The following is a 20,042-nucleotide window of genomic DNA, read 5'->3' as shown; positions in this document are numbered from 1 at the left end:
GGGCAGGCGGGCAGCTCCGGAACCGCACCCCGCCCGGCCAGGGCATCGGCACCGGCACCGGCCCTGCCGTATCCAGGTCAGCCCTACCCTGGACCTATGAACACGAAGCGCGGAGCCACCGACAGGGGCCGGGTCGCAGGTCTGCCGGACTGGGACCGCTGCGCGGTCATGGGCGTCGTCAACGTCACCCCCGACTCCTTCTCCGACGGCGGCCGCTGGTTCGACACCACCGCCGCCGTCAAGCGCGGCCTGGACCTCGTCGTCCAGGGCGCCGACCTCGTCGACGTCGGCGGCGAGTCCACCCGGCCCGGCGCCTCCCGCGTCGACGAGGAGGAGGAGCTGCGCCGGGTCGTCCCCGTGGTCCGCGGCCTGGCCTCCGAGGGCGTCACCGTATCCGTCGACACCATGCGCGCGACCGTCGCCGCCCGGGCCGTCGACGCCGGCGCCGTCCTGGTCAACGACGTCAGCGGCGGCCTCGCCGACCCCGGGATGATCGCGGCCGTGGCGGCCGCCGAGGTGCCCTTCGTCGTCATGCACTGGCGCGGCTTCAGCGAAGGCATGAACAGCCTCGCCGTCTACGAGGACGTGCTCGCGGAGGTCACCGCCGAACTCCGGACCCGAATCGACACCGTGGTGAGCGGCGGGATCGCCCCCGAACGGCTCGTCGTCGACCCCGGCCTCGGCTTCGCCAAGAACGCCGACCACGACCTCGCCCTGGTCGCCCACCTGCCCGAGCTGCGCGCGCTCGGCTTCCCGCTGCTGGTCGCCGCCTCGCGGAAGCGTTTCCTCGGCCGGGTCCTGGCCGGCGGGGCCGATTCCGCGCCGCCACCCGCCCGCGAGCGCGACGCCGCCACCGCAGCCGTCTCCGCGATCGCCGCCCACCAGGGCGCCTGGGCCGTCCGGGTCCACGAGGTACGGGCGACCGCCGACGCGGTTCGGGTGGCCCGCGCCGTGGAAGGAGCGCTGTGACCACCGACCGAGAAGGAGCCCTGTGAGCAGAACCGACATCGAAGCGGTCGAAGAGGTCAACACGGCCTTCTACGAGGCCATGGAGCAGGGGGACTTCGACGCCCTGTCGGCGCTCTGGCTCGACGACGAGATCTCCTGCGTCCACCCCGGCTGGCCGGTGCTCTCGGGCCGCGGCGAGGTACTGCGCTCGTACGCGCTGATCATGTCCCACACGGACTACATCCAGTTCTTCCTCACCGACACCAAAGTGGCCGTCATAGGTGACACCGCGCTGGTGACGTGTACGGAGAACATCCTCAGCGGCGGGCCCGCCGAGGACGGCGGGGAACTCGGCCCGCTGGTCGGTCAGCTGGTCGTCGCCACGAATGTGTTCCGACGCACATCCGGGGGCTGGCGGCTCTGGTCCCACCACGGTTCTCCCGTCCTCACGGAGTCCGACGAGGACGAGGAGGAGGACGCCTCCTGACCCCTACGGCGGGGGCCGAGGTATTTCGCAGGTAAATTCGAAGACGGACGACGCCGACCGCACTCGGCGTAGGCCCATGGCCCCGGGAAGCCCCGGGACCGGAAGACTTACGAAAGCAGGAGTGATTCGCGTGGATCGTGTCGCGCTGCGCGGCCTCAAGGCTCGCGGGCACCACGGCGTCTTCCCCCGGGAACGCGAGGAAGGCCAGACCTTCATCGTCGACCTCGTGCTGCACCTCGACACCCGGCCCGCGGCGGCCGGAGACGACCTGGCGAAGACCGTGCACTACGGGGTCGTCGCCGAGGAGGTCGTCGACGTGGTCCAGGGAGAGCCCGTCGACCTGATCGAGACCCTCGCCGAGCGGATCGCCCAGCAGTGCCTCAAGCACGAAGCGGTGGCGCAGGTGGAGGTAGTCGTCCACAAGCCGGACGCGCCCATCACCGTCCCCTTCGACGACGTGACCATCACGATCACCCGGAGCCGCGCATGAACAACGGACTGAACGCCCAGAGCGACCCCACAGTGCAGCCGGTACCCGCCTCCGTCGTCGAGGCGGTCGACGCTGCGGACGTGACCCTGTCCAACCCGAAATGGGCCGTCATCGCGCTCGGCGCGAACCTCGGCAACCGCCTGGAGACCCTCCAGGGCGCCATCGACGCCCTCGGCGACACCCCGGGCCTGCGGGTCAAGGCCGTCTCCACGGTCTACGAGACCGAGCCGTGGGGCGTCGCCCCCGGATCGCAGCCCTCGTACTTCAACGCAGTCATCGCGGTGAAGACCACCCTTCCCCCCTCCTCGCTCCTGGAGCGAGGGCACGCCATCGAGGAAGCCTTCGACCGCGTCCGCGAGGAGCGCTGGGGCCCGCGCACGATCGACGTAGACATCGTCGCGTACGCCGACGTGGTCTCCGACGACCCCGTCCTCACCCTCCCGCACCCGCGCGCCCACCAGCGGGCTTTCGTCCTGGCCCCGTGGCACGACATCGACCCCGAGGCCCAGATCCCCGGCCACGGCCCCGTCGCCACCCTCCTGACCGAAATCGGCCTGACGGGCGTCACGCCGCGCCCCGACCTGGAACTCCGCCTCCCGGAGTAGTCGTTAGCGTCTCTGGCCAGCTACCTGTTCCCGTGCCGGACCTGATGTCCGGCAGGGGATGTGTCCCCACCGTGGCGGGGTGGCGTGGGCGTGGTGGTGGAATCCCGCGCCGAGTGCCGCTCCTCGTGGCCGGTGCCGGCCGGTGGTGGATGTGCTGATCGTCGTCACGTCCTGGTTCCGGCGGGCTGCGCGGAGCAGCCGGTCCCGACCCGTGTGAACGTGTCCCTCCGGACGCTGTCCCGCCAGGCCTTCCGGTCTGGTGGGGGAGGGTGTCCGGCGTCGCCCGGGCGTCGGACGTGTTGGCTCGTGCCGTGTCGGGCCGGTCTTGGACCGATCCCCGGCGGTCCCGCGCACGGCGGGTGCGACGACCGTGCGCCTTTCAAGCCTGTCCACCACGCTGTGGACGGCCATGCGGCCCGTGGTGCGGTGCCGGATGGTCGTGACCTGGTGGGCGAGACCGCGTGCCGCGATGCGCTGCCACGCCCCCTGATCCCTGTCTCCCTGCCAGGTACAGCCAGGGCAGACAGCCCATTTCCAGCCTGCTGCGGTGGGCCGGTCGGGGGCCTTGCGGTGCCGTAGTGGTGCGAGACACCGCGGGCAGCACTTGGAGGTGCCGCGCGCCGGAACGGTGACGACGGCGATGCCCACCTCGGCCGCCATGTGTCTCATGCGCTCGACGACCTGCCCGCGGACCTGCTGGGACAGCCGGGTGTTGACCCCACGGCCCATGCCGCGGGCTTCCATGGAACGGAGGTCCTCGACGTAGATGACGCTCGCTCCGGCCGCGACGGCCTGGTCGACCGCCCATCGGGCGGCGGCCCGCGCCAGCCCGTCGTTCAAGTGCGACCGGCGTGCGTGCACGCGGCTGAGCTCGTCTCGCAGGAGGGACAGCTTGGCCGCGAGGGCGTGCCCCGCGTCCCCGCCGCCGAGCTGCTCGTAACGGTCGGCCTTGGCGTGCAGTCGCTCGCCCTGTTGGCGCAGGCGGTGCTGTTTGGCAACGACGCCTGCTGCCCGGAACATGCCCCCGGAACCGAGAGCGGTGATCCGCCCGTCGCCGTGGAGCCGGACGGCTCCGGCGGACAACAGGGTGTTCAGCCCCCAGTCCACACCGAGCGCGATGGTGTGCCCGGTACGGGCGGCCTTCGGGACCGCGTGGCTGTAGGCGAGGTCGGCGCGGACTCGACCCCCAGTCAGGCGGAGCGTGGGCAGGTGCAGCAAGGCGTCCGGAGGGACCGTCGGGGGCAGGTCGATCGAGCAGGAAACCCACCCCCAATCCCCGTACGACCGCGGATCGGGCCGGGTGGGCAGCCGCAGGCGCAGCAAAGCGCGGCCCGTACCGTCCACCCGTCCGATGGCGGCCTGCTGCCCGTCGCACGCCGAGAGCAGCAGCATCCGCGCCGCCCTGGGCACACCCTCAGCCTCGAACACGTCGGCGGGGAGCCGGCCGGTCCTCCTGACGAACGCGGCGACCTGACGGGTACGCCCCTTGATGACACTGGACGGCAGCTACTCCCCGTCCGGCACCGCCCCACGCACTGCGGCCCACTCCTGGGCCGTACGCGCGGCCGGGTCCGCAGGCCAGGTCGCCACCACCGCGGAGGTGATCCCGGCGCGCCAGCCCGCCGAACGGAGAACGCGTCCGGCCTGTTCCTGCGCCATGCGCACGAGCCGGTCGTTGACGCGGATCCCCTCCGGCGGCGCCACGGTCCAGCCCAAGCGCCGCAGTGCCATCCACGCCTTCGCGGGCAGCCTCCGGCCCCCGCTGTCCTGCCCGGACGCGAGCGCTTCCACGTCGGCGGCAGTCCAGTGCGCGGCCAGCAGCCCGGCTGCCACGCCGGCCACCAAAGCGGCTGCCCAGCCGACACGCGCCACCAGCACGGACACGTCCAGGAGCTCACCTGTCTCCTCGTCCACGGCCTTCCGCAGCAGGACAGGCGCACACGCGGTGCGGGTGGTCTCCCCCGCGGCGAGGGGCACCTTGCGACTCACCGCCACCCCCTTGCCACCAGTACTGTCACCCGATCAACGACACGCCTTCCGAAAGGTCACCCATTCGACGTACGAACCCGTGTCCGGCACCGACGGGGAACCAACCCGGTCGCTTCGGATACCTACGGAACTATGCGAGCCTGGACTGCTGACGGATGGCGCGGAGAGCGGGGAACAGGCAAGTGAAGCAACTGAGGCCGGCGGTCCTGGCGGGGATCTTCGTCGTCGCCGGGGTCCTGTCCTGGGCGGGCGCCCGGCTGTTGAACGCGTACGGCAGCCTGCCGGGCGTCCCGCTGGCCGCGCCGATCGTCCTCGGCACCATCGCCGTGGTGCTGCTGGCCACCGCCCTGTCGCTGCGGTCCCGCCTGAAGGCCCAGCGTGAGCGGCGCCCCGGAGCCAAGGGCGTGGAGCCGCTGATGGCGGCCCGCGCGGTGGTCTTCGGACAGGCCAGCGCCCTGGTGGCCGCCCTCGTGGCGGGCATGTACGGCGGTGTGGGCGTCTTTCTGCTGACCGAGGCCCTGGAGGTACCCGCCCGCCGCGACCAGGCCTGGTACGCCGGGTTCTCGGTCCTGGCGGGCGCCGCGGTCGTCGCCGCCGCCCTGTTCCTGGAGCACGTCCTCAAGCTCCCCGAGGACGACGACGACCCCGGCAAGGCCCCCGCCGCCGCCTGAGGGCGGGCCTACGCCCCGGGCAGCTTCGGGTCGGCGGCCTTGCGGACCTCGCCCAGCGGGATGCAGTTGTCGGGGACCTTGCGGATCGTGGTCTGGCACAGCGTGGCCTTCGACAGGTCCGCCGCCTCCGGTACGAGCTGCCAGGCCCGGGCGTAGTAGACGGTGTCCGCCTCCAGGGTGCCGAACATGCCGACGCCCGGACCGAACTCGTCCGAGTTCATGTCCGCGGCGGTGTAGTAGTTCGACCCCTCGTCCAGCAGACCGCAGCTGATCCTGGTGTCCTTGTCCTGGGCCGCCCGGCAGCCCTCGAACTCCACGCCCCACAGCTTCGGGGAAGGCACCCGGATGGCGCGGCCCGGTTCCAGGGCCGCCACCTTCAGGACGAGCTGGATGTAGGTCCTCCCGCTCGGCGCGGGATTCCCCGGGGCGTTCGGACTGACCACGGCGTCGACGACGCGGACGGTGTGGTGGTACTCGGTGCCCTTGACCTCCAGCACCGGACCGCGCCCCTCCAGGGCCCCGCTCGGCGAGGGGCCCGCGGCGCCCGACGGTGGCGCCGACGGGGCCGCCGTCGGCGCCACCGTCCCCGGGGTCCCGGGTGCAGAGCCCTCCGGGCGCTCGGCGGCGCCGCCACAGCCCACGAGCGTGGCGACGCAGACCAGGGCGAGCGTGCCCGCGGCGAGGCGTGGCGACATGAGCTTTCCGACCATCGTGAAATTCCCCCCGTACGGCCGCCACCGGCGGCTCCGTCCAGTGATCACTCTAGTGATCACCGGCCCGGGCCGGAATCAGCGAGCCATGATCAGGGACATCGCCTCGTTGCGGGTCGCGGGGTCGCGGAGCTGGCCGCGGACCGCCGAGGTGATGGTCTTCGCGCCGGGCTTGCGGACCCCGCGCATGGTCATGCACATGTGCTCGCACTCGATGACCACGATGCAGCCGCGCGGGTCCAGGATCTCCATCAGGGAGTCCGCGATCTGGGTGGTGAGCCGCTCCTGCACCTGGGGGCGGCGGGCGAACACGTCGACGAGGCGGGCCAGCTTCGACAGGCCGGTTATCTTGCCGTCGACGGACGGGATGTAGCCGACGTGGGCCACACCGTGGAACGGGACCAGGTGATGTTCACAGTTCGACATGACCTCGATGTCCTTGACGAGGACCATCTCGTCGTGACCGAGGTCGAACGTGGTCGTCAGGACCTGCTCGGGCTTCTGGTACAGGCCGGCGAATATCTCCTTGTACGCCCGCGCCACACGCGCCGGCGTCTCCAGGAGGCCCTCGCGGTCGGGGTCCTCGCCGACCGCGATCAGGAGCTCACGGACCGCCGCCTCGGCGCGCTTCTCGTCGAACTCGCCGATCGTGCCCTCGCCACCGGTCAGGGTCACTGGGTCGGTCATGTCTTCCTCGTTCCTGTCTGCGCTCGCGGGCATGTGAAAGTGCCGCGCCCCCCAGGCTAGAACCTGGGGGGCGCGGCTTCCATTCCGGGTGGATCGGCCCGCGGACTACTCCGCGCGCTCCTCCGGCGAGGCCTCGGGGGCCTTCTCCACCGACACGGCCGGCGAAGCCGCCGACGTGCCGTTCGCCGAGTTCGTCAGCTGGAGCTCCTTGGGAGAGAGCACCGGCGGACGGGTGGAGGGGGTGCGGCGGGAGGAGCCGGTCCACGCGGGGCGGGCCGGACGCTTCACGATCGTCGAGAAGACCTCGGCGATCTGCTCCTTGTTCAGCGTCTCCTTCTCCAGCAGCGCGAGGACCAGGTTGTCGAGGACGTCACGGTTCTCGACGAGGATCTCCCAGGCCTCGTTGTGCGCGGTCTCGATGAGCTTCTTGACCTCTTCGTCGACCAGCGCCGCGACCTCTTCCGAGTAGTCCCGCGGGTGCGCCATCTCGCGGCCCAGGAACGGCTCGGTGTTGTCGCCGCCGAACTTGATCGCACCGAGACGCTCGGTCATGCCGTACTGCGTGACCATGGCCCGCGCCGTGGCGGTGGCCTTCTCGATGTCGTTCGCCGCGCCCGTGGTCGGGTCGTGGAAGACCAGCTCCTCGGCCGCGCGCCCGCCCAGCATGTACGCGAGCTGGTCGAGCATCTCGTTACGCGTGGTCGAGTACTTGTCCTCGTCGGGCAGGACCATGGTGTAGCCCAGGGCCCGGCCGCGGGACAGGATCGTGATCTTGTGGACCGGGTCGGAGTTCGGGGAGGCCGCCGCGACCAGGGCGTGTCCGCCCTCGTGGTACGCGGTGATCTTCTTTTCCCGGTCCGACATGATCCGGGTCCGCTTCTGCGGGCCCGCCACGACACGGTCGATGGCCTCGTCCAGGGCGTGGTTGTCGACCAGCTTCTTGTCCGAGCGGGCGGTCAGCAGGGCCGCCTCGTTCAGGACGTTGGAGAGGTCGGCACCGGTGAAGCCGGGCGTACGACGGGCGACAGCACCCAGGTCGACGTCCGGGGCGACCGGCTTGCCCTTCTGGTGGACCTTGAGGATCTCCAGACGGCCCTGCATGTCCGGACGGTCGACCGCGATCTGCCGGTCGAAGCGGCCGGGGCGCAGGAGCGCCGGGTCGAGGATGTCGGGCCGGTTCGTGGCGGCGATCAGGATGACCCCGCCCTTCACGTCGAAGCCGTCCATCTCGACCAGCAGCTGGTTGAGGGTCTGCTCGCGCTCGTCGTGACCGCCGCCGAGACCCGCACCGCGGTGCCGGCCGACGGCGTCGATCTCGTCGACGAAGACGATCGCCGGGGCGTTGGCCTTGGCCTGCTCGAACAGGTCGCGGACACGCGAGGCACCGACACCGACGAACATCTCGACGAAGTCGGAACCGGAGATCGAGTAGAAGGGAACACCGGCCTCGCCCGCGACGGCACGCGCCAGCAGGGTCTTACCGGTGCCGGGCGGGCCGTAGAGCAGCACGCCCTTGGGGATCTTGGCGCCGACGGCCTGGAACTTCGCCGGCTCCTGGAGGAACTCCTTGATCTCGTGGAGTTCCTCGACGGCCTCGTCCGCGCCCGCGACATCGGCGAACGTCGTCTTCGGGGTGTCCTTGGTGATGAGCTTGGCCTTGGACTTCCCGAAGTTCATGACTCGGGAGCCGCCGCCCTGCATCTGGTTCATCAGGAACAGGAAGACAAGGACGATCAGGACGAAGGGCAGGAGCGAGAGCAGCACGCTCAGGAACGGACTGGTCTTGTCCGGCGCGACCTTGTAGCCGTCGGGGATCTGATCGGCTTCGTACTTGGTCTGGAGGTTCTGGGCGAGCTGGACGCCCTGGTCTCCGATGTAGTTGGCCTGGAACTTGGTGCCGGAGTTGTCGCCGAGCTTCTGGTCCTTCTTCAGCTCGACCTTGATCATCTGGCTGTCGCCGGTGGTGAGCTCTGCGCTCTGCACCTGGCCGCTGTTGATCGCCTTGATGACCTCGCTGGTGTCCACCGTCTTGTAGCCGCCGCCGGAGCCGACGACATTCATCAACACGACCACGGCGAGGACGGCCAGCACGATCCACATGACCGGCCCACGGAAGTATCGCTTCACGTCCATCCATACGGGGCGCCAGGCACCCCGTCCCTCCTGCCCGTAGGTAAATGCTGCTGTGAGTAAAGACTGTTCTTCGGAATGTACCCCTGAATTGTCACCCGCGGCCTCGTGGGACGGCTGACAGTCCGGCCTTCCCCTGCTCCAACGGCGGGAATCGTTCCAGGGTTCCCCGCGCGGGAGGCCGGCTTCAGCCGCCGTAGACGTGCGGGGCGAGCGTGCCGACGAACGGCAGGTTGCGGTACTTCTCGGCGTAGTCGAGGCCGTAGCCCACGACGAACTCGTTCGGGATGTCGAAGCCGACCCACTTCACGTCGATCGCGACCTTCGCGGCGTCGGGCTTGCGCAGCAGCGTGACGACCTCCAGGGAGGCCGGCTGGCGGGATCCCAGGTTCGACAGCAGCCAGGACAGCGTCAGACCGGAGTCGATGATGTCCTCGACGATCAGGACGTGCTTGTCCTTGATGTCGGTGTCCAGGTCCTTGAGGATCCGGACCACACCGGAGGACTGGGTCCCGGCGCCGTACGAGGACACCGCCATCCAGTCCATGGTGAGCGGGGTGGACAAGGCGCGTGCCAGGTCCGCCATCACCATCACGGCGCCCTTGAGGACACCGACGATGAGCAGGTCCTTGCCCGCGTACTCCGTGTCGATCTTCGCGGCCAGCTCGGCCAGCTTCGCGTCGATCTCTTCCTTGGTGATGAGCACCGACTGGAGGTCGTCGCCCATGTCCTTCTCGTCCACCCGCATCACTTTCGTTGTCGGCCGGGGCTCCGGGGGGTGTGCCCCCGGAGGACTCAGCCGTGTTTCAGCACCAATCAGCCCTGCCGGATGACAAGTCTGCCACCCTGCCGCTGGGCCTCGACCCGGCCGGGCAGGTTGATGGCGCCCTGGCCGCGCCATCCGGTGATGAGGCGGTCGACTTCTTCGATGTGGCGGGCGAAGAGGGAGCCCGCGGGAGAACCGGCGGCGACCACGGCCCTGCGCAGCACCCGGCGGCGGACGGCCGGGGGCAGGGCGTACAGCTTGGCGCACTCCAGCCGGCCGTCCTCGTCGCGTACGCCGGTCTCGGCCTCGGCGGCCCAGGCGTCCAGCGCGTCGGCGTCGTCGCGGGAGAGCTGGGCGGTACGGGCGAGGGCCTCGACGACTCCCTTGCCCAGCGCCTTCTCCAGGGCGGGCAGTCCTTCGTGGCGCAGGCGGGAGCGGGTGTAGGCGGGGTCGATGTTGTGCGGGTCGTCCCAGACGGCGAGGGACTGGACCATGCAGGCCTTGCGGGCGGTCTGCCGGTCGATCTGGAGGAAGGGGCGGCGGTAGCGGTGGCTGCGGCCGGGCCCCCCTGAGACTTCGGCCATGCCGGACAGCGAGCGGATCCCGGAGCCGCGGGCGAGGCCCAGCAGGACGGTTTCGGCTTGATCGTCCCTGGTGTGGCCGAGCAGCACGGCGGCGGCGCCCAGCCGGTCGGCGGCCTCGTCCAGGGCCCCGTAGCGGGCGTCGCGGGCGGCGGCTTCCGGTCCGCCTTCGCGGCCGACGCGCACGGCGACGGACTCCACCGGGTCGAGGCGGAGCGCGGTCATGCGGGAGACGACCTCGGCGGCGCGCAGGTCGGAGCCGGCCTGGAGCCCGTGGTCGACGGTGATGCCGCCGGCCCGGATGCCGAGCTTGGGGGCTTCGAAGGCGAGGGCCGAGGCGAGTGCCATGGAGTCGGCCCCGCCGGAGCAGGCGACGAGGACGAGTGGCGGGGACCCGCCGGTGGTGCTGGGGGTCTGCCCGGACGGAGTCCGGGGGAGGTCGGTGAGGACGTCGTGGAGTACGCGGCGGACCGCCAGGCGTATCGCCGCGACCGCAGGATGGGGACCCATGTCCGGTGCCCTTCGGTGGAGTTCGGATGCCTCGGAGGCTCCCCCGGCCGACGCCGGTGGGCGTCCCCGGGGGGTGTGTCGTGTGCTGGGGTGCTGCTCGGTGCTGTTGCCCGGTGTCCCGTGCGTCCCCGCGAGGGGTCCCCGCGGGACAGCGGGTTGTCACTCAGAGTGCGTCGATGGTGACAGAGCCGAGCCGTTCCCCGAGCATCGCACGCCCTTCCACGGCCCACGGTCCCTCGGACGGGTGACGCTGCTTCCCCCAGTGAGACATGTTTACGCCCCTTGAGTCACTTCCCTTCGCTCTCTTCGCTCCCCCTGCGGTGGACGCGGGCGACCCAGTCGTCCGGCCTGGCGATCTCGGCCTTGGTCGGCAGTGTGTTCGGGGAGGTCCACACCCGGTTGAAGCCGTCCATGCCGACCTGGCCGACCACGGCGCGTACGAAGCGCTCGCCGTCGCGGTACTGGCGCAGCTTGGCGTCGAGGCCCAGCAGCTTGCGCAGCGCCACGTCGAGGCGGCCCGCTCCGCTGGCCCTGCGCTGCTGGAACTTCTCCCGGATCTCGGCGACCGAGGGCACGACCTGCGGGCCGACGCCGTCCATGACGAAGTCGGCGTGGCCCTCCAGCAGGGACATGACGGCGGTGAGCCGGGCCAGCACCTCCCGCTGCTCGGGGGTCTGCACGAGCTCGACGAGGGAGCGGCCCTCGTCGCCGCGCTCGGCGTCGGGGCGGGCTCCGGCGAAGGACTGGGCGGCCTCGCGGATGCGCTCCAGGACGGTCGCCGGGTCCACATCGGTGGCGCCCAGGAACGTCTGGATTTCGCCCTCCAGATGGTCGCGCAGCCACGGGACGGCTGTGAACTGGGTACGGTGCGTCTCCTCGTGCAGGCAGACCCACAGCCGGAAGTCGTGCGGGTTCACCTCCAGCTCGCGCTCGACGTGCACGATGTTGGGGGCGACGAGGAGCAGCCTGCCGCCGCCGGCGGTGGAGCCCGGCAGGTCGCGGGAGACCGGCGCGAAGGTCTCGTACTGGCCGAGGACGCGGGAGGCCAGGAAGCTCAGCAGCATCCCCAGCTCGACTCCGGTGACCTTGCCGCCGACCGCGCCCAGCACCGCTCCGCCGGGGGCGCCCGCGCGGCGGTCCTGCATCTTGCCGAGGAGCGGCTGGAGCAGTTCCCGGAAGCCGGCCACGTTGGCCTTGACCCAGCCGGCCCGGTCGACGACGAGGACCGGGGTGTCGTGGACGGCCGCCCCCTCGCCGATCATCCGGGTGAACTCCCGCACGTGCCGTTCCGAGGTCCTGGCATGCTCGCGCAGCTCCGCCACCACGGCCCGGGCCTCGTCCCTGCTGACCTCCGGGCCGGGCCGCACCAGCCGGGTCGCGGTCGCCACCGCGAGGTTCCAGTCGACCATCTCCGCACCACTGATGCTCGTCATGCGTCAACCGTACGTGGACCGGCCCTTCCGCGGACCCCCTACGGAGCGGTCGCCACCGCCGCGGCCAGCTTGTCGAGGCCCTTCTCGGCTGACGGACCGTCCGCGCTGTTCGCCGTGAGGAAGGCGAAGGCCAGGAGCCTGCCGGACGGGTCGACCACGGTCCCCGCGAGGGAGTTGACCCCGCTGAGGGTGCCCGTCTTGGCCCGGAGCAGGCCGGCGGCCGGTGAGGTGCCGGAGTTGCGGGCCCGCAGGGTTCCGGTGAAACCGGCGACGGGCAGCCCGGTGAGGACCGGCCTCAGCTCCGGGCGCTGGGGGTCGGCGGCCTTGGCCAGCACGGCGGTCAGCAGGCCCGCGCTGACCTTGTCGGCCCGGCCCAGGCCGCTGCCGTCGGCGAAGCGGGAGCCACTCACGTCGACGCCGAGGGCGGTGAGCCGGTCGGCGACGGCCTGCTCGGCGCCCTCGAAGCTGGCGGGCCGCCCGGAGGCGAGGGCGGTCTGCCGGGCCAGGGCCTCGGCGATGTCGTTGTCGCTGTTCGTCAGCATCCGCTCGACCAGCCCGGCCATCGGGGTGGACAGGGTCGTGGCCAGGGGCTGGGCGCCGACGGCGGCCTTGGCCCGGACGGGGGCGCCGGTGACCTTGATGCCGCGATCGGCCAGCAGGGCGGCGAAGGCGCGGGCGGCGTCCTCGGAGGGGTCCTCGGTGCGGGCGACGGGCCCGGAGGTGGAGTCGTCGGGGCGGCCCTCGTCGGCCGTCAGGGCCGTCACGAGCGCGATGTTGGGGTTGACGCCGATCGGGTGGCGGGCGGGGCCGGTGTAGAGGCTGTCGTCGTAGCCCAGGGTCACGCTGTCGGTACCGGCGGCCTTGAGGGCCTGGGCGGTGTCCGCGGCCAGGGCCACGAGGCTGCCGCCGGATCCGGCGGGGCTCTTCTTCTTCGCGGTGAGGGAGGGGTCTCCACCGCCGACGAGCAGGATCTGCCCGGGCGCGGCGCCGGGGACCACGGTGGTGCGGATCCGGTGCTCGGGCCCGAGGGCGGCCAGCGCGGCCGCAGCGGTGACGATCTTGATCGTCGAGGCGGGGGTCATCGCGTCCCGCGCCCCGGACTCGTACAGCACCTGCCCGGTCGCCGTGTCGACGACGGAGGCGGTCCGGACGGTGCCGAGCGCCGGGTCGGCGAGCAGCGGCTTGAGCGCCGCGGACAGCCCGCCCGCGGCGGCGGCGCCGACGGCGGCCTCCTCGCGCGGGGTCCCCGGCCCGACGGCGCCGAGCACGCCGGGGGCGCTGGGAGCGGCCTCGGGCAGCAGTTCCCCACCGTGATCTGCGCCACCCGTACGGCCCCAGGAGGCGGCTCTGTCCCGCTCGGCCTTACGCTGGCCGGAGTCCCATGGACCGGCGGCGGCCACCGCAGCCACCGACAGGGCGAGGCCGGCGACGGCCGACCCCGCGATGAGCTGCCACGTCTTGACCGATGGCACCTCGGACCAGCCCCTTTCGCGATCACACATATGCGTGAGGGACACTTAACCACTGCGTCTTGCCGCGAGCATGGCACCCCACCCGGCAGGGCTGGGCGGGGCGCGCACGCAGGTGAATCAACGCAGTCTCGAAGCAATGAAGCTGATCATGGAGGAGCAGGACGTGGAGTTCGACGTCACCATCGAGATCCCCAAGGGTTCGCGGAACAAGTACGAGGTGGACCACGAGACCGGCCGGATCCGCCTGGACCGTCGCCTCTTCACCTCGACCAGCTACCCGGCCGACTACGGCTTCGTCGAGAACACCCTCGGCGAGGACGGCGACCCGCTGGACGCGCTGGTCATCCTTGACGAGCCGACCTTCCCGGGCTGCCTGATCAAGTGCCGCGCCATCGGCATGTTCAACATGACGGACGAGGCGGGCGGCGACGCCAAGCTGCTGTGCGTGCCGGCCTCCGACCCGCGTGTCGAGCACCTGCGCGACATCCACCACGTCTCCGAGTTCGACCGCCTGGAGATCCAGCACTTCTTCGAGGTCTACAAGGACCTGGAGCCGGGCAAGTCGGTCGAGGGCGCGAACTGGGTCGGCCGCACCGAGGCCGAGGCCGAGATCGAGGCCTCGTACAAGCGCCTCGAGGCGCAGGGCGGCCACCACTAGGCTCCGCCGGTGCGCGGGGTCGGCGGGGTTTCCCCCGGCCCCCCTGGCACGGCAGCGGGCGGTACCCCTCGGGGGGTGCCGCCCGCTGCCGCGTTCCCTGCGGGAGGCTTGGCGGGGCTTGGCCTGTGCGGCGCCGTTGCCGGGGCTCTGCCCCGGGCCCCGCGCCTCAATCGCCGGCGGGGCTGGGTTTGGCCTTGGCCCCTGCGGGGGCTTGGCCGGGTGCTGCTGTGGGTCGGGGCCGCTCCGGAGCGTCTCCTCGGCTCGCGCACTGAGCCCCGGCTGCGATAGCCCGGCCTGGGTTGCGCGCTCGTCCTGCGGGGACTCTCCTGCGCGACCCCGCCCCACGCCCAGGCTTCGGAAGCAGGCCCTGGCGGCCGCGTAGCCGTGGTGGAGGGGAGTGGGGACGCGCAGGGTTGTCCCCGCAGGACGAGCGCGCAACCTGGGCCGATGGCGTCAGGTCGGGCTCAGTGCGCGAGCCGAGGAGACAGCCCGGAGCGGCCCCGCGGACCGACCCCACCGACCAGGCCCCGGCCGAGCCGCCCGCAGGGCACCCGGCGAAGGCAGGGCCAAATCCAGCCCCGCCGGCGTTTGAGGCGCGGAGCCCCAGAGGCACGGCTAGGCCCGGCACCGGCGCAGCCGGACACCGCCGAGCCGTGGATGAAACGGTTCCGCATACTGGTACCGCGGGTGATCACGGACTGGAGGACGCGTGGGGGAAGCCGACGGGGCAGAGGACAGGAAGCCCACGTCCGACGAGGCGCACAGCGCCTTCACGCCGCCGCCCGGGATCGAGCCGGAGGGCCTGGACGAGGACCAGCCCACCTCGGAATTCGCCCGTCCGGCAGGTGCCGAGCCGCTGCCGCCCGCCCCCGAGGGCTCCGCGTTCGCCACCCCCGCCACCTACAGCGCCCAGCACTCCCCGCGCGCCTACACGCCCGGCCAGGGCTTCCCGGTGGCCCGGATGAAGGAATCGCCTTGGCAGGACCGCATGCGCACGATGCTGCGCATGCCGGTCGACGTGCGGCCCGTCCCGGAGCTCGTGCAGAAGCAGAGCGAGACCGGCCCCGCGGTGGGCCGCGTACTCGACCTGACCCTGCGCATCGGCGAGCTGCTGCTCGCGGGCGGTGAGGGCGCCGAGGACGTGGAGGCCGCGATGTTCGCGGTGGCCCGCTCCTACGGGCTGGACCGCTGCGAGCCCACCGTCACCTTCACCATGCTGTCGATCAGCCACCAGCCGAGCCTGGTGGGCGATCCGGTCTCGGCGAGCCGGACCGTGCGCCGCCGCGGCACCGACTACAACCGGCTCGCGGCCGTGTTCCGCCTCGTGGACGACATCAGCGCCCACGAGATCGACGTCTCGCTGGAGGAGGCCTACCGGCGCCTCGCCGAGATCCGCCGCAACCGCCACCCGTACCCCGGCTGGATGCTCACCGCCTCCGCCGGGCTGCTCGCCGGGGCCGCCTCCACGCTGGTCGGCGGCGGGGTGCTCGTCTTCTTCGCGGCAGCGATCGGCGCGGTCCTGGGCGACCGCCTGGCGTGGCTGTGCGCCGGGCGCGGGCTGCCCGAGTTCTACCAGTTCGTGGTCGCCGCGATGCCTCCCGCCGCCATCGGGGTGGCGTTGAGCATGACGGGGATCGACGTCAAGGCCTCCGCCGTGATCACCGGCGGGCTGTTCGCGCTGCTGCCGGGGCGGGCCCTGGTCGCGGGCGTGCAGGACGGCCTGACCGGCTACTACATCACCGCCTCCGCCCGGCTGCTGGAGGTGATGTACCTGTTCATCGGCATCATCATGGGCGTGCTGGTGGTGCTCTACGTCGGGCTCCAGTTCGACGCCTCGCCGCGGCCGGAGGAGGTCCTCGAGATCCAGCAGCGGCCGCTGCTCCAGATCGCGGCCTCGATGGTGCTGGTGTTCACCTTCGCGATCCTGCTCCAGCAGGAACGTTCCACCGTGTGGATCGTGACGCTGAACGGCGGGGTCGCCTGGGTGACCTACGGGGCCCTGCACTACGCGGGCGGCATCCCCGCCGTGCCGTCCACGGCCATCGCGGCCGGGCTGGTGGGCCTGTTCGGGCAGCTCTTCTCCCGCTACCGCTTCGCCTCCGCCCTGCCGTACGTGACGGCCGCCATCGGCCCGCTGCTGCCCGGCTCGGCTACGTACTACGGGCTGCTGCTGATCGCGGAGAACCGGCTGAACGAGGGTCTGGGTTCGCTGACGACCGCCGCGGCCGTCGCCCTGGCGATCGCCATCGGGGTCAACCTCGGCTCGGAGGCCTCGCGGCTGTTCATGCGGATCCCGGGGGCGACGAGCGCCGCCAAACGCCGCGCGGCCAAGCGCACCCGCGGTTTCTAGGCCACAGCACTGGCACCGCCCGCACGGGACACGCGTACGCCCCGGGGCCTCTGGCGGGCCTCCGGGGCGGTACGGGTGGTACGGGCGGTACGGGTAGTGCCGGCGGTACGGGTGCGGCTAGGGGGTGCCCGGCCCTGATCCACCGGACACCCCCCTAGCGCTTGGCGTGGCGGCCGCGCTGGCCCGGGGCCTGCGGGCCGGAGCCCTCGGCCTCGACGGCCGGCGCCTCGGCGGCCTTGGCCTTGTTCTCCTTGCGGGCCTTCAGCACCTCGAAGACCACCGGGATCACCGAGATCAGGACGATGCCCACCAGGATCGGCTCGACGTTGGTCTTGATGAACTCGATCTGGCCGAGCCAGTAGCCGGCGATCGTGACGCCCGCGCCCCAGCCGATGCCGCCGATGATGTTGTACGTCAGGAAGGTGCGGTACTTCATCGAGCCGGCGCCGGCGACCATCGGGGCGAAGGTGCGGATGATCGGCACGAAGCGGGCGAGGACGATGGCCTTCGGGCCGTGCCGGTCCATGAACTCGTGGGCCTTGTCGAGGTTCTCCCGCTTGAAGAGCTTGGACTTCGGGCGGTTGAAGATCTTCGGACCGAAGAACTTGCCGATCATGTAGCCGACCTGGTCGCCGATGATCGCGGCGGCCACGATCAGCGTGCACACCAGCCACAGCGGCTCATCGATGTACTGGCCGTCCGCGACCAGCAGACCCGCCGTGAACAGCAGCGAGTCTCCCGGCAGGAAGGCGAAGAGCCCTGATTCCGCGAAGACGATGACCAGGATGCCGATCAGTCCGAAGTTCGAAATCAGATAGTCCGGGGACAGCCACTGAGGGCCGAGCGCAAACGTGTACACGGGTTCCGGACTCTCCTGGATCGGGGGGTGTGCCGGCGGGAGCAGGCGGGTGCGGGCGGGCGGGCGGTCTCAATTATCAACGCACACGACCCCCGCCCGGTTCCAGGGCCCGGCGGGGGTCGAGTGCGTGACGTCCCGGCTACACCTTGCGCACGGCGTTGGCCGTGATCGCGTCCCTCAGGTGCTCGGCGAAGCCCGGCTTCATCGCGTCGTAGAAGGCCGTGAACCGCTCGTCCGCGACGTACATGTCACCGAGGCAGGTGTGAAGCTCGTACGGGCAGTCGTAGAACCACCGGGTGATGTGGAGCCGGTGCTCCTCGGCCAGGTCCATGGCGCGCTCGCCGTCGGCGGGCTCGCCCGCCTCCATGAGCGCCACGTACCGGCCGCCCCAGTCGGCGGACTGGTCCTGCATCCGCTTCCAGTCGTCCTTCGTGTACGAGGCGGCCCGGCGCTGCGACTCCGCGTACGCGTCCGTGTCGCCCCAGCGCTCTTCGGCCTCCTGCGCGTACTGCTCCGGATCGTGGTCCCCGAAGACCTCGAACCTTTCCTCGGGCGTGAGGTTGATGCCCATCCTGTTCGCCTCCATGGCGTGCTCAACGGCCGCGGCCATCTGCTGGAGCCGGGCGATCCGGTCGGACAGCAGGGCATGCTGCCGGCGCAGATGCTCCCGCGGATCCGATTCCGGGTCGTCCAGCAGGACCGCGACCTCTTCGAGGGGGAAGCCGAGCTCCCGGTAGAACAGGATCCGCTGCAGCCGGTCGAGGTCGGCGTCGTCGTACCGCCGGTGTCCCGCGTGGCTGCGGCCGCTCGGGGAGAGCAGACCGATCTCGTCGTAGTGGTGCAGGGTGCGCACCGTGATTCCGGCGAATCCGGCGACCTGGCCCACTGAGTAGCCCATCGCTTTCCGCTCCTCTGGTCGGGTACGCCCTTCACTGTGGCCCCTCACGCGGCGTGAGGTGCAAGCCCGCTCCGCCGCGTCATCTGCTGAGGCCGCGGAAGCGGCCCACGGCCAGCGGGACGAAGACCGCCAGCAGCAGGAGCGGCCAGCCCACGGCCAGCAGGGCGGCGTGGTCGGAGGCCCAGGAGGAGGGCGCCGCCGCCGGGTTGCCGAAGAGGTCGCGGACGGCCGTCGCCGTGGCCGACATCGGGTTCCATTCGACCACGGTCCCCAGCCAGCCCGGCATCGACTCCGGCGTCGCGAAGGCGTTGGAGAGGAACCCCACCGGCCACACCAGGATCTGCACGGCCTGCACCAGCTCGGGGCGGCCCGCCACCATCCCCAGGTGGATCCCGATCCACAGCATCGCGAAGCGCAGCAGCAGGAGCAGTCCGAAGGCCGCCAGGGTGGCGGCCGCGGATCCGTGCCAGCGCCAGCCGAGCAGCAGCCCGACCCCCGCGAGGACCACGAGGCCCAGCGCGGACTGGAGCATGTCCGCCACGCTGCGGCCGACCAGGACCGCGGACGAGGACATGGGCATGGACCGGAAGCGGTCGATCACGCCCTTCTCCAGGTCCTGGGTGACCGCCGTCATGGTCGCCTCCAGCCCGAAGGCCATGGTCAGCGCCAGCATGCCGGGCACCAGGAACTCGACGTACTCGCCGTCGATGCCGCGTCCGCCGCCGACGAGGAAGCCGAACATCAGCAGCAGCATCACCGGGAAGACCAGCCCGACGACCACCTGCACCGGCTGCCGCTTCCAGTGCGCCAGCTCCCGACGGGTCATCGTCCAGGAGTCCGAGACCACCCATGCCGTGCTCATGCGGCCACCTCCGCGGCGTCGGTCCGGCCGGTGAGGTGCAGGAAGACCTCGTCCAGCGTGGGCCGCCGGACCGAGAGGTCGGCGGCCTCGATGCCGGCGCCCTCCAGCGCCCGCAGGGTCAGGGCGAGGCCCGCCATCCGGTCCTCCACGGGGAAGCTCAGGGTGGCCCCGGCCGGGTCCACCGAGGGGTCCGGCAGCAGCGCCGCCGCGTCGGCCAGGCGGGCCGCGTCCCGTAGGACCACGACGATCCTGTCCGCCCCGACCAGCGCCTTCAGCTCGTCCGCGGTGCCCTCCCGCGCCACCCGTCCGGCGTCGATCAGCGCGATCCGGTCGGCCAGCTGGTCGGCTTCCTCCAGGTACTGGGTGGTCAGCAGGACGGTGGTGCCGCCGCCGACGAGGGAGCGGACCGCGTTCCACACCTCGGTGCGGCCGCGCGGGTCGAGTCCGGTGGTCGGCTCGTCCAGGAAGAGCACCTCGGGGTCGGTGATCAGCGACGCCGCGAGGTCGAGCCGTCGGCGCATGCCGCCGCTGTACTGCTTCACGGGCTTTCCGCCGGTGTCGGCGAGGCCGAACCGTGCCAGCAGCTCGTCCGCCCGCTGCCCCGCCCGGCGGGCCCCGAGGTGGTGGAGGCGGCCGAACATCTCCAGGTTCTGCCGTCCGCCCAGCTGCTCGTCGAGCGCCGCGTGCTGGCCGAGCAGCCCGATCCGGGCGCGGACGGCCGCCGGGTCCTTGCGGACGTCGTGGCCCGCGACCCGGACCACGCCCGCGTCGGGCCGCAGCAGGGTGCTCATGATCCGGACGGCCGTGGTCTTGCCGGCCCCGTTGGGGCCGAGCACGGCGTGGACCGTGCCGCGGGCGACCTCCAGGTCGAGCCCGGCCAGGGCGTGCTTGTCCGCGTACCGCTTGTGGACACCTTCGGCGAAGATCGCCAACGCG

At 71.7% G+C, this 20,042-nt stretch carries 20 protein-coding genes; 7 read left to right on the top strand and 13 right to left on the bottom strand.

All coding sequences use genetic code 11. From position 1 onward, the window contains the following. Positions 1–96: 96 nt before the first annotated feature. From folP to folK, 4 genes are all read left to right on the top strand, one after another. Positions 97–969, top strand: a complete 873-nt coding sequence (gene folP, locus OG447_RS09135) for a dihydropteroate synthase (protein WP_266935972.1) — start codon at positions 97–99, stop codon at positions 967–969. 22 nt (positions 970–991) lie between these two features. Next, a complete protein-coding gene (locus tag OG447_RS09130; RefSeq protein WP_266935971.1) occupies positions 992–1,435 on the top strand; it encodes a nuclear transport factor 2 family protein in 444 nt (147 codons plus the stop codon). Between the two features lie 130 nt (positions 1,436–1,565). Further along, on the top strand, positions 1,566–1,925 hold the full coding sequence (gene folB, locus OG447_RS09125; protein WP_030010912.1) for a dihydroneopterin aldolase: 360 nt from the start codon (positions 1,566–1,568) through the stop codon (positions 1,923–1,925). After that, complete coding sequence (folK, locus tag OG447_RS09120; RefSeq protein WP_266935970.1) at positions 1,922–2,530, top strand: 2-amino-4-hydroxy-6-hydroxymethyldihydropteridine diphosphokinase; 609 nt, start codon at positions 1,922–1,924, stop codon at positions 2,528–2,530. Before folB ends, folK begins: the two co-directional genes overlap by 4 nt. A gap of 3 nt (positions 2,531–2,533) precedes the next feature. Here folK and OG447_RS09115 read toward each other — a convergent pair whose 3' ends face one another. Next, a complete protein-coding gene (locus OG447_RS09115; RefSeq protein ID WP_266935969.1) occupies positions 2,534–3,940 on the bottom strand; it encodes a zinc ribbon domain-containing protein in 1,407 nt (468 codons plus the stop codon). A 96-nt stretch (positions 3,941–4,036) separates the two neighbouring features. Beyond that, entirely contained in the window at positions 4,037–4,519 is a 483-nt protein-coding gene (locus OG447_RS09110; RefSeq protein WP_266935968.1) for a hypothetical protein, read from the bottom strand. A 182-nt stretch (positions 4,520–4,701) separates the two neighbouring features. Between OG447_RS09110 and OG447_RS09105 the strand changes: the two genes are divergently transcribed. After that, the gene (locus tag OG447_RS09105) at positions 4,702–5,190 is read left to right on the top strand and encodes a DUF3180 domain-containing protein (protein WP_266935967.1); all 489 of its coding nucleotides are present in this window, start codon (positions 4,702–4,704) and stop codon (positions 5,188–5,190) included. 8 nt (positions 5,191–5,198) lie between these two features. Here the strand turns inward: OG447_RS09105 and OG447_RS09100 are convergent, their stop codons facing one another. The 7 genes from OG447_RS09100 to dacB form a co-directional block, all read right to left on the bottom strand. Then, the gene (locus OG447_RS09100; protein WP_266935966.1) at positions 5,199–5,885 is read right to left on the bottom strand and encodes a hypothetical protein; all 687 of its coding nucleotides are present in this window, start codon (positions 5,883–5,885) and stop codon (positions 5,199–5,201) included. A gap of 93 nt (positions 5,886–5,978) precedes the next feature. Next, positions 5,979–6,587 carry a GTP cyclohydrolase I FolE gene (folE, locus tag OG447_RS09095; RefSeq protein ID WP_266935965.1) on the bottom strand — a complete coding sequence of 203 codons (609 nt, stop codon included), beginning with the start codon at positions 6,585–6,587 and terminating at the stop codon, positions 5,979–5,981. A 105-nt stretch (positions 6,588–6,692) separates the two neighbouring features. Then, the gene (gene ftsH / locus OG447_RS09090; protein ID WP_266935964.1) at positions 6,693–8,720 is read right to left on the bottom strand and encodes an ATP-dependent zinc metalloprotease FtsH; all 2,028 of its coding nucleotides are present in this window, start codon (positions 8,718–8,720) and stop codon (positions 6,693–6,695) included. A gap of 184 nt (positions 8,721–8,904) precedes the next feature. Next, positions 8,905–9,465, bottom strand: a complete 561-nt coding sequence (hpt, locus tag OG447_RS09085; RefSeq protein ID WP_266935963.1) for a hypoxanthine phosphoribosyltransferase — start codon at positions 9,463–9,465, stop codon at positions 8,905–8,907. Positions 9,466–9,533: 68 nt separating this feature from the next. Then, entirely contained in the window at positions 9,534–10,574 is a 1,041-nt protein-coding gene (gene tilS, locus OG447_RS09080) for a tRNA lysidine(34) synthetase TilS (RefSeq protein ID WP_266935962.1), read from the bottom strand. A 287-nt stretch (positions 10,575–10,861) separates the two neighbouring features. Then, a complete protein-coding gene (locus tag OG447_RS09075; RefSeq protein WP_266935961.1) occupies positions 10,862–12,007 on the bottom strand; it encodes a zinc-dependent metalloprotease in 1,146 nt (381 codons plus the stop codon). 38 nt (positions 12,008–12,045) lie between these two features. After that, a complete protein-coding gene (gene dacB / locus OG447_RS09070) occupies positions 12,046–13,479 on the bottom strand; it encodes a D-alanyl-D-alanine carboxypeptidase/D-alanyl-D-alanine-endopeptidase (protein WP_323181744.1) in 1,434 nt (477 codons plus the stop codon). Positions 13,480–13,642: 163 nt separating this feature from the next. Between dacB and OG447_RS09065 the strand changes: the two genes are divergently transcribed. Continuing rightward, positions 13,643–14,137, top strand: a complete 495-nt coding sequence (locus OG447_RS09065) for an inorganic diphosphatase (protein ID WP_214947725.1) — start codon at positions 13,643–13,645, stop codon at positions 14,135–14,137. Between the two features lie 709 nt (positions 14,138–14,846). Beyond that, positions 14,847–16,487, top strand: coding sequence for a threonine/serine exporter ThrE family protein (locus tag OG447_RS09060; protein ID WP_266935959.1), 1,641 nt, complete (start codon positions 14,847–14,849; stop codon positions 16,485–16,487). Between the two features lie 154 nt (positions 16,488–16,641). On the opposite strand, the gene OG447_RS09055 is transcribed toward OG447_RS09060, so the two are convergent. From OG447_RS09055 to OG447_RS09040, 4 genes are all read right to left on the bottom strand, one after another. Continuing rightward, positions 16,642–17,346, bottom strand: a complete 705-nt coding sequence (locus tag OG447_RS09055) for a VTT domain-containing protein (protein ID WP_323181743.1) — start codon at positions 17,344–17,346, stop codon at positions 16,642–16,644. 139 nt (positions 17,347–17,485) lie between these two features. Then, the gene (locus OG447_RS09050; RefSeq protein ID WP_266935958.1) at positions 17,486–18,244 is read right to left on the bottom strand and encodes a MerR family transcriptional regulator; all 759 of its coding nucleotides are present in this window, start codon (positions 18,242–18,244) and stop codon (positions 17,486–17,488) included. A 79-nt stretch (positions 18,245–18,323) separates the two neighbouring features. Beyond that, positions 18,324–19,106 (bottom strand): ABC transporter permease, encoded by a 783-nt coding sequence (locus tag OG447_RS09045; protein WP_266935957.1) that lies wholly within the window; start codon positions 19,104–19,106, stop codon positions 18,324–18,326. Then, positions 19,103–20,038, bottom strand: a complete 936-nt coding sequence (locus OG447_RS09040) for an ATP-binding cassette domain-containing protein (protein ID WP_266935956.1) — start codon at positions 20,036–20,038, stop codon at positions 19,103–19,105. Before OG447_RS09040 ends, OG447_RS09045 begins: the two co-directional genes overlap by 4 nt. Between the last annotated feature and the right edge of the window lie 4 nt (positions 20,039–20,042).

The organism is Streptomyces sp. NBC_01408, assembly GCF_026340255.1.
In the GTDB taxonomy this organism is placed as follows: Bacteria; Actinomycetota; Actinomycetes; order Streptomycetales; family Streptomycetaceae; genus Streptomyces.
The sequence above is the reverse complement of the archived record's forward strand: the minus strand, read 5'-3'. Positions and strand labels throughout refer to the sequence as shown.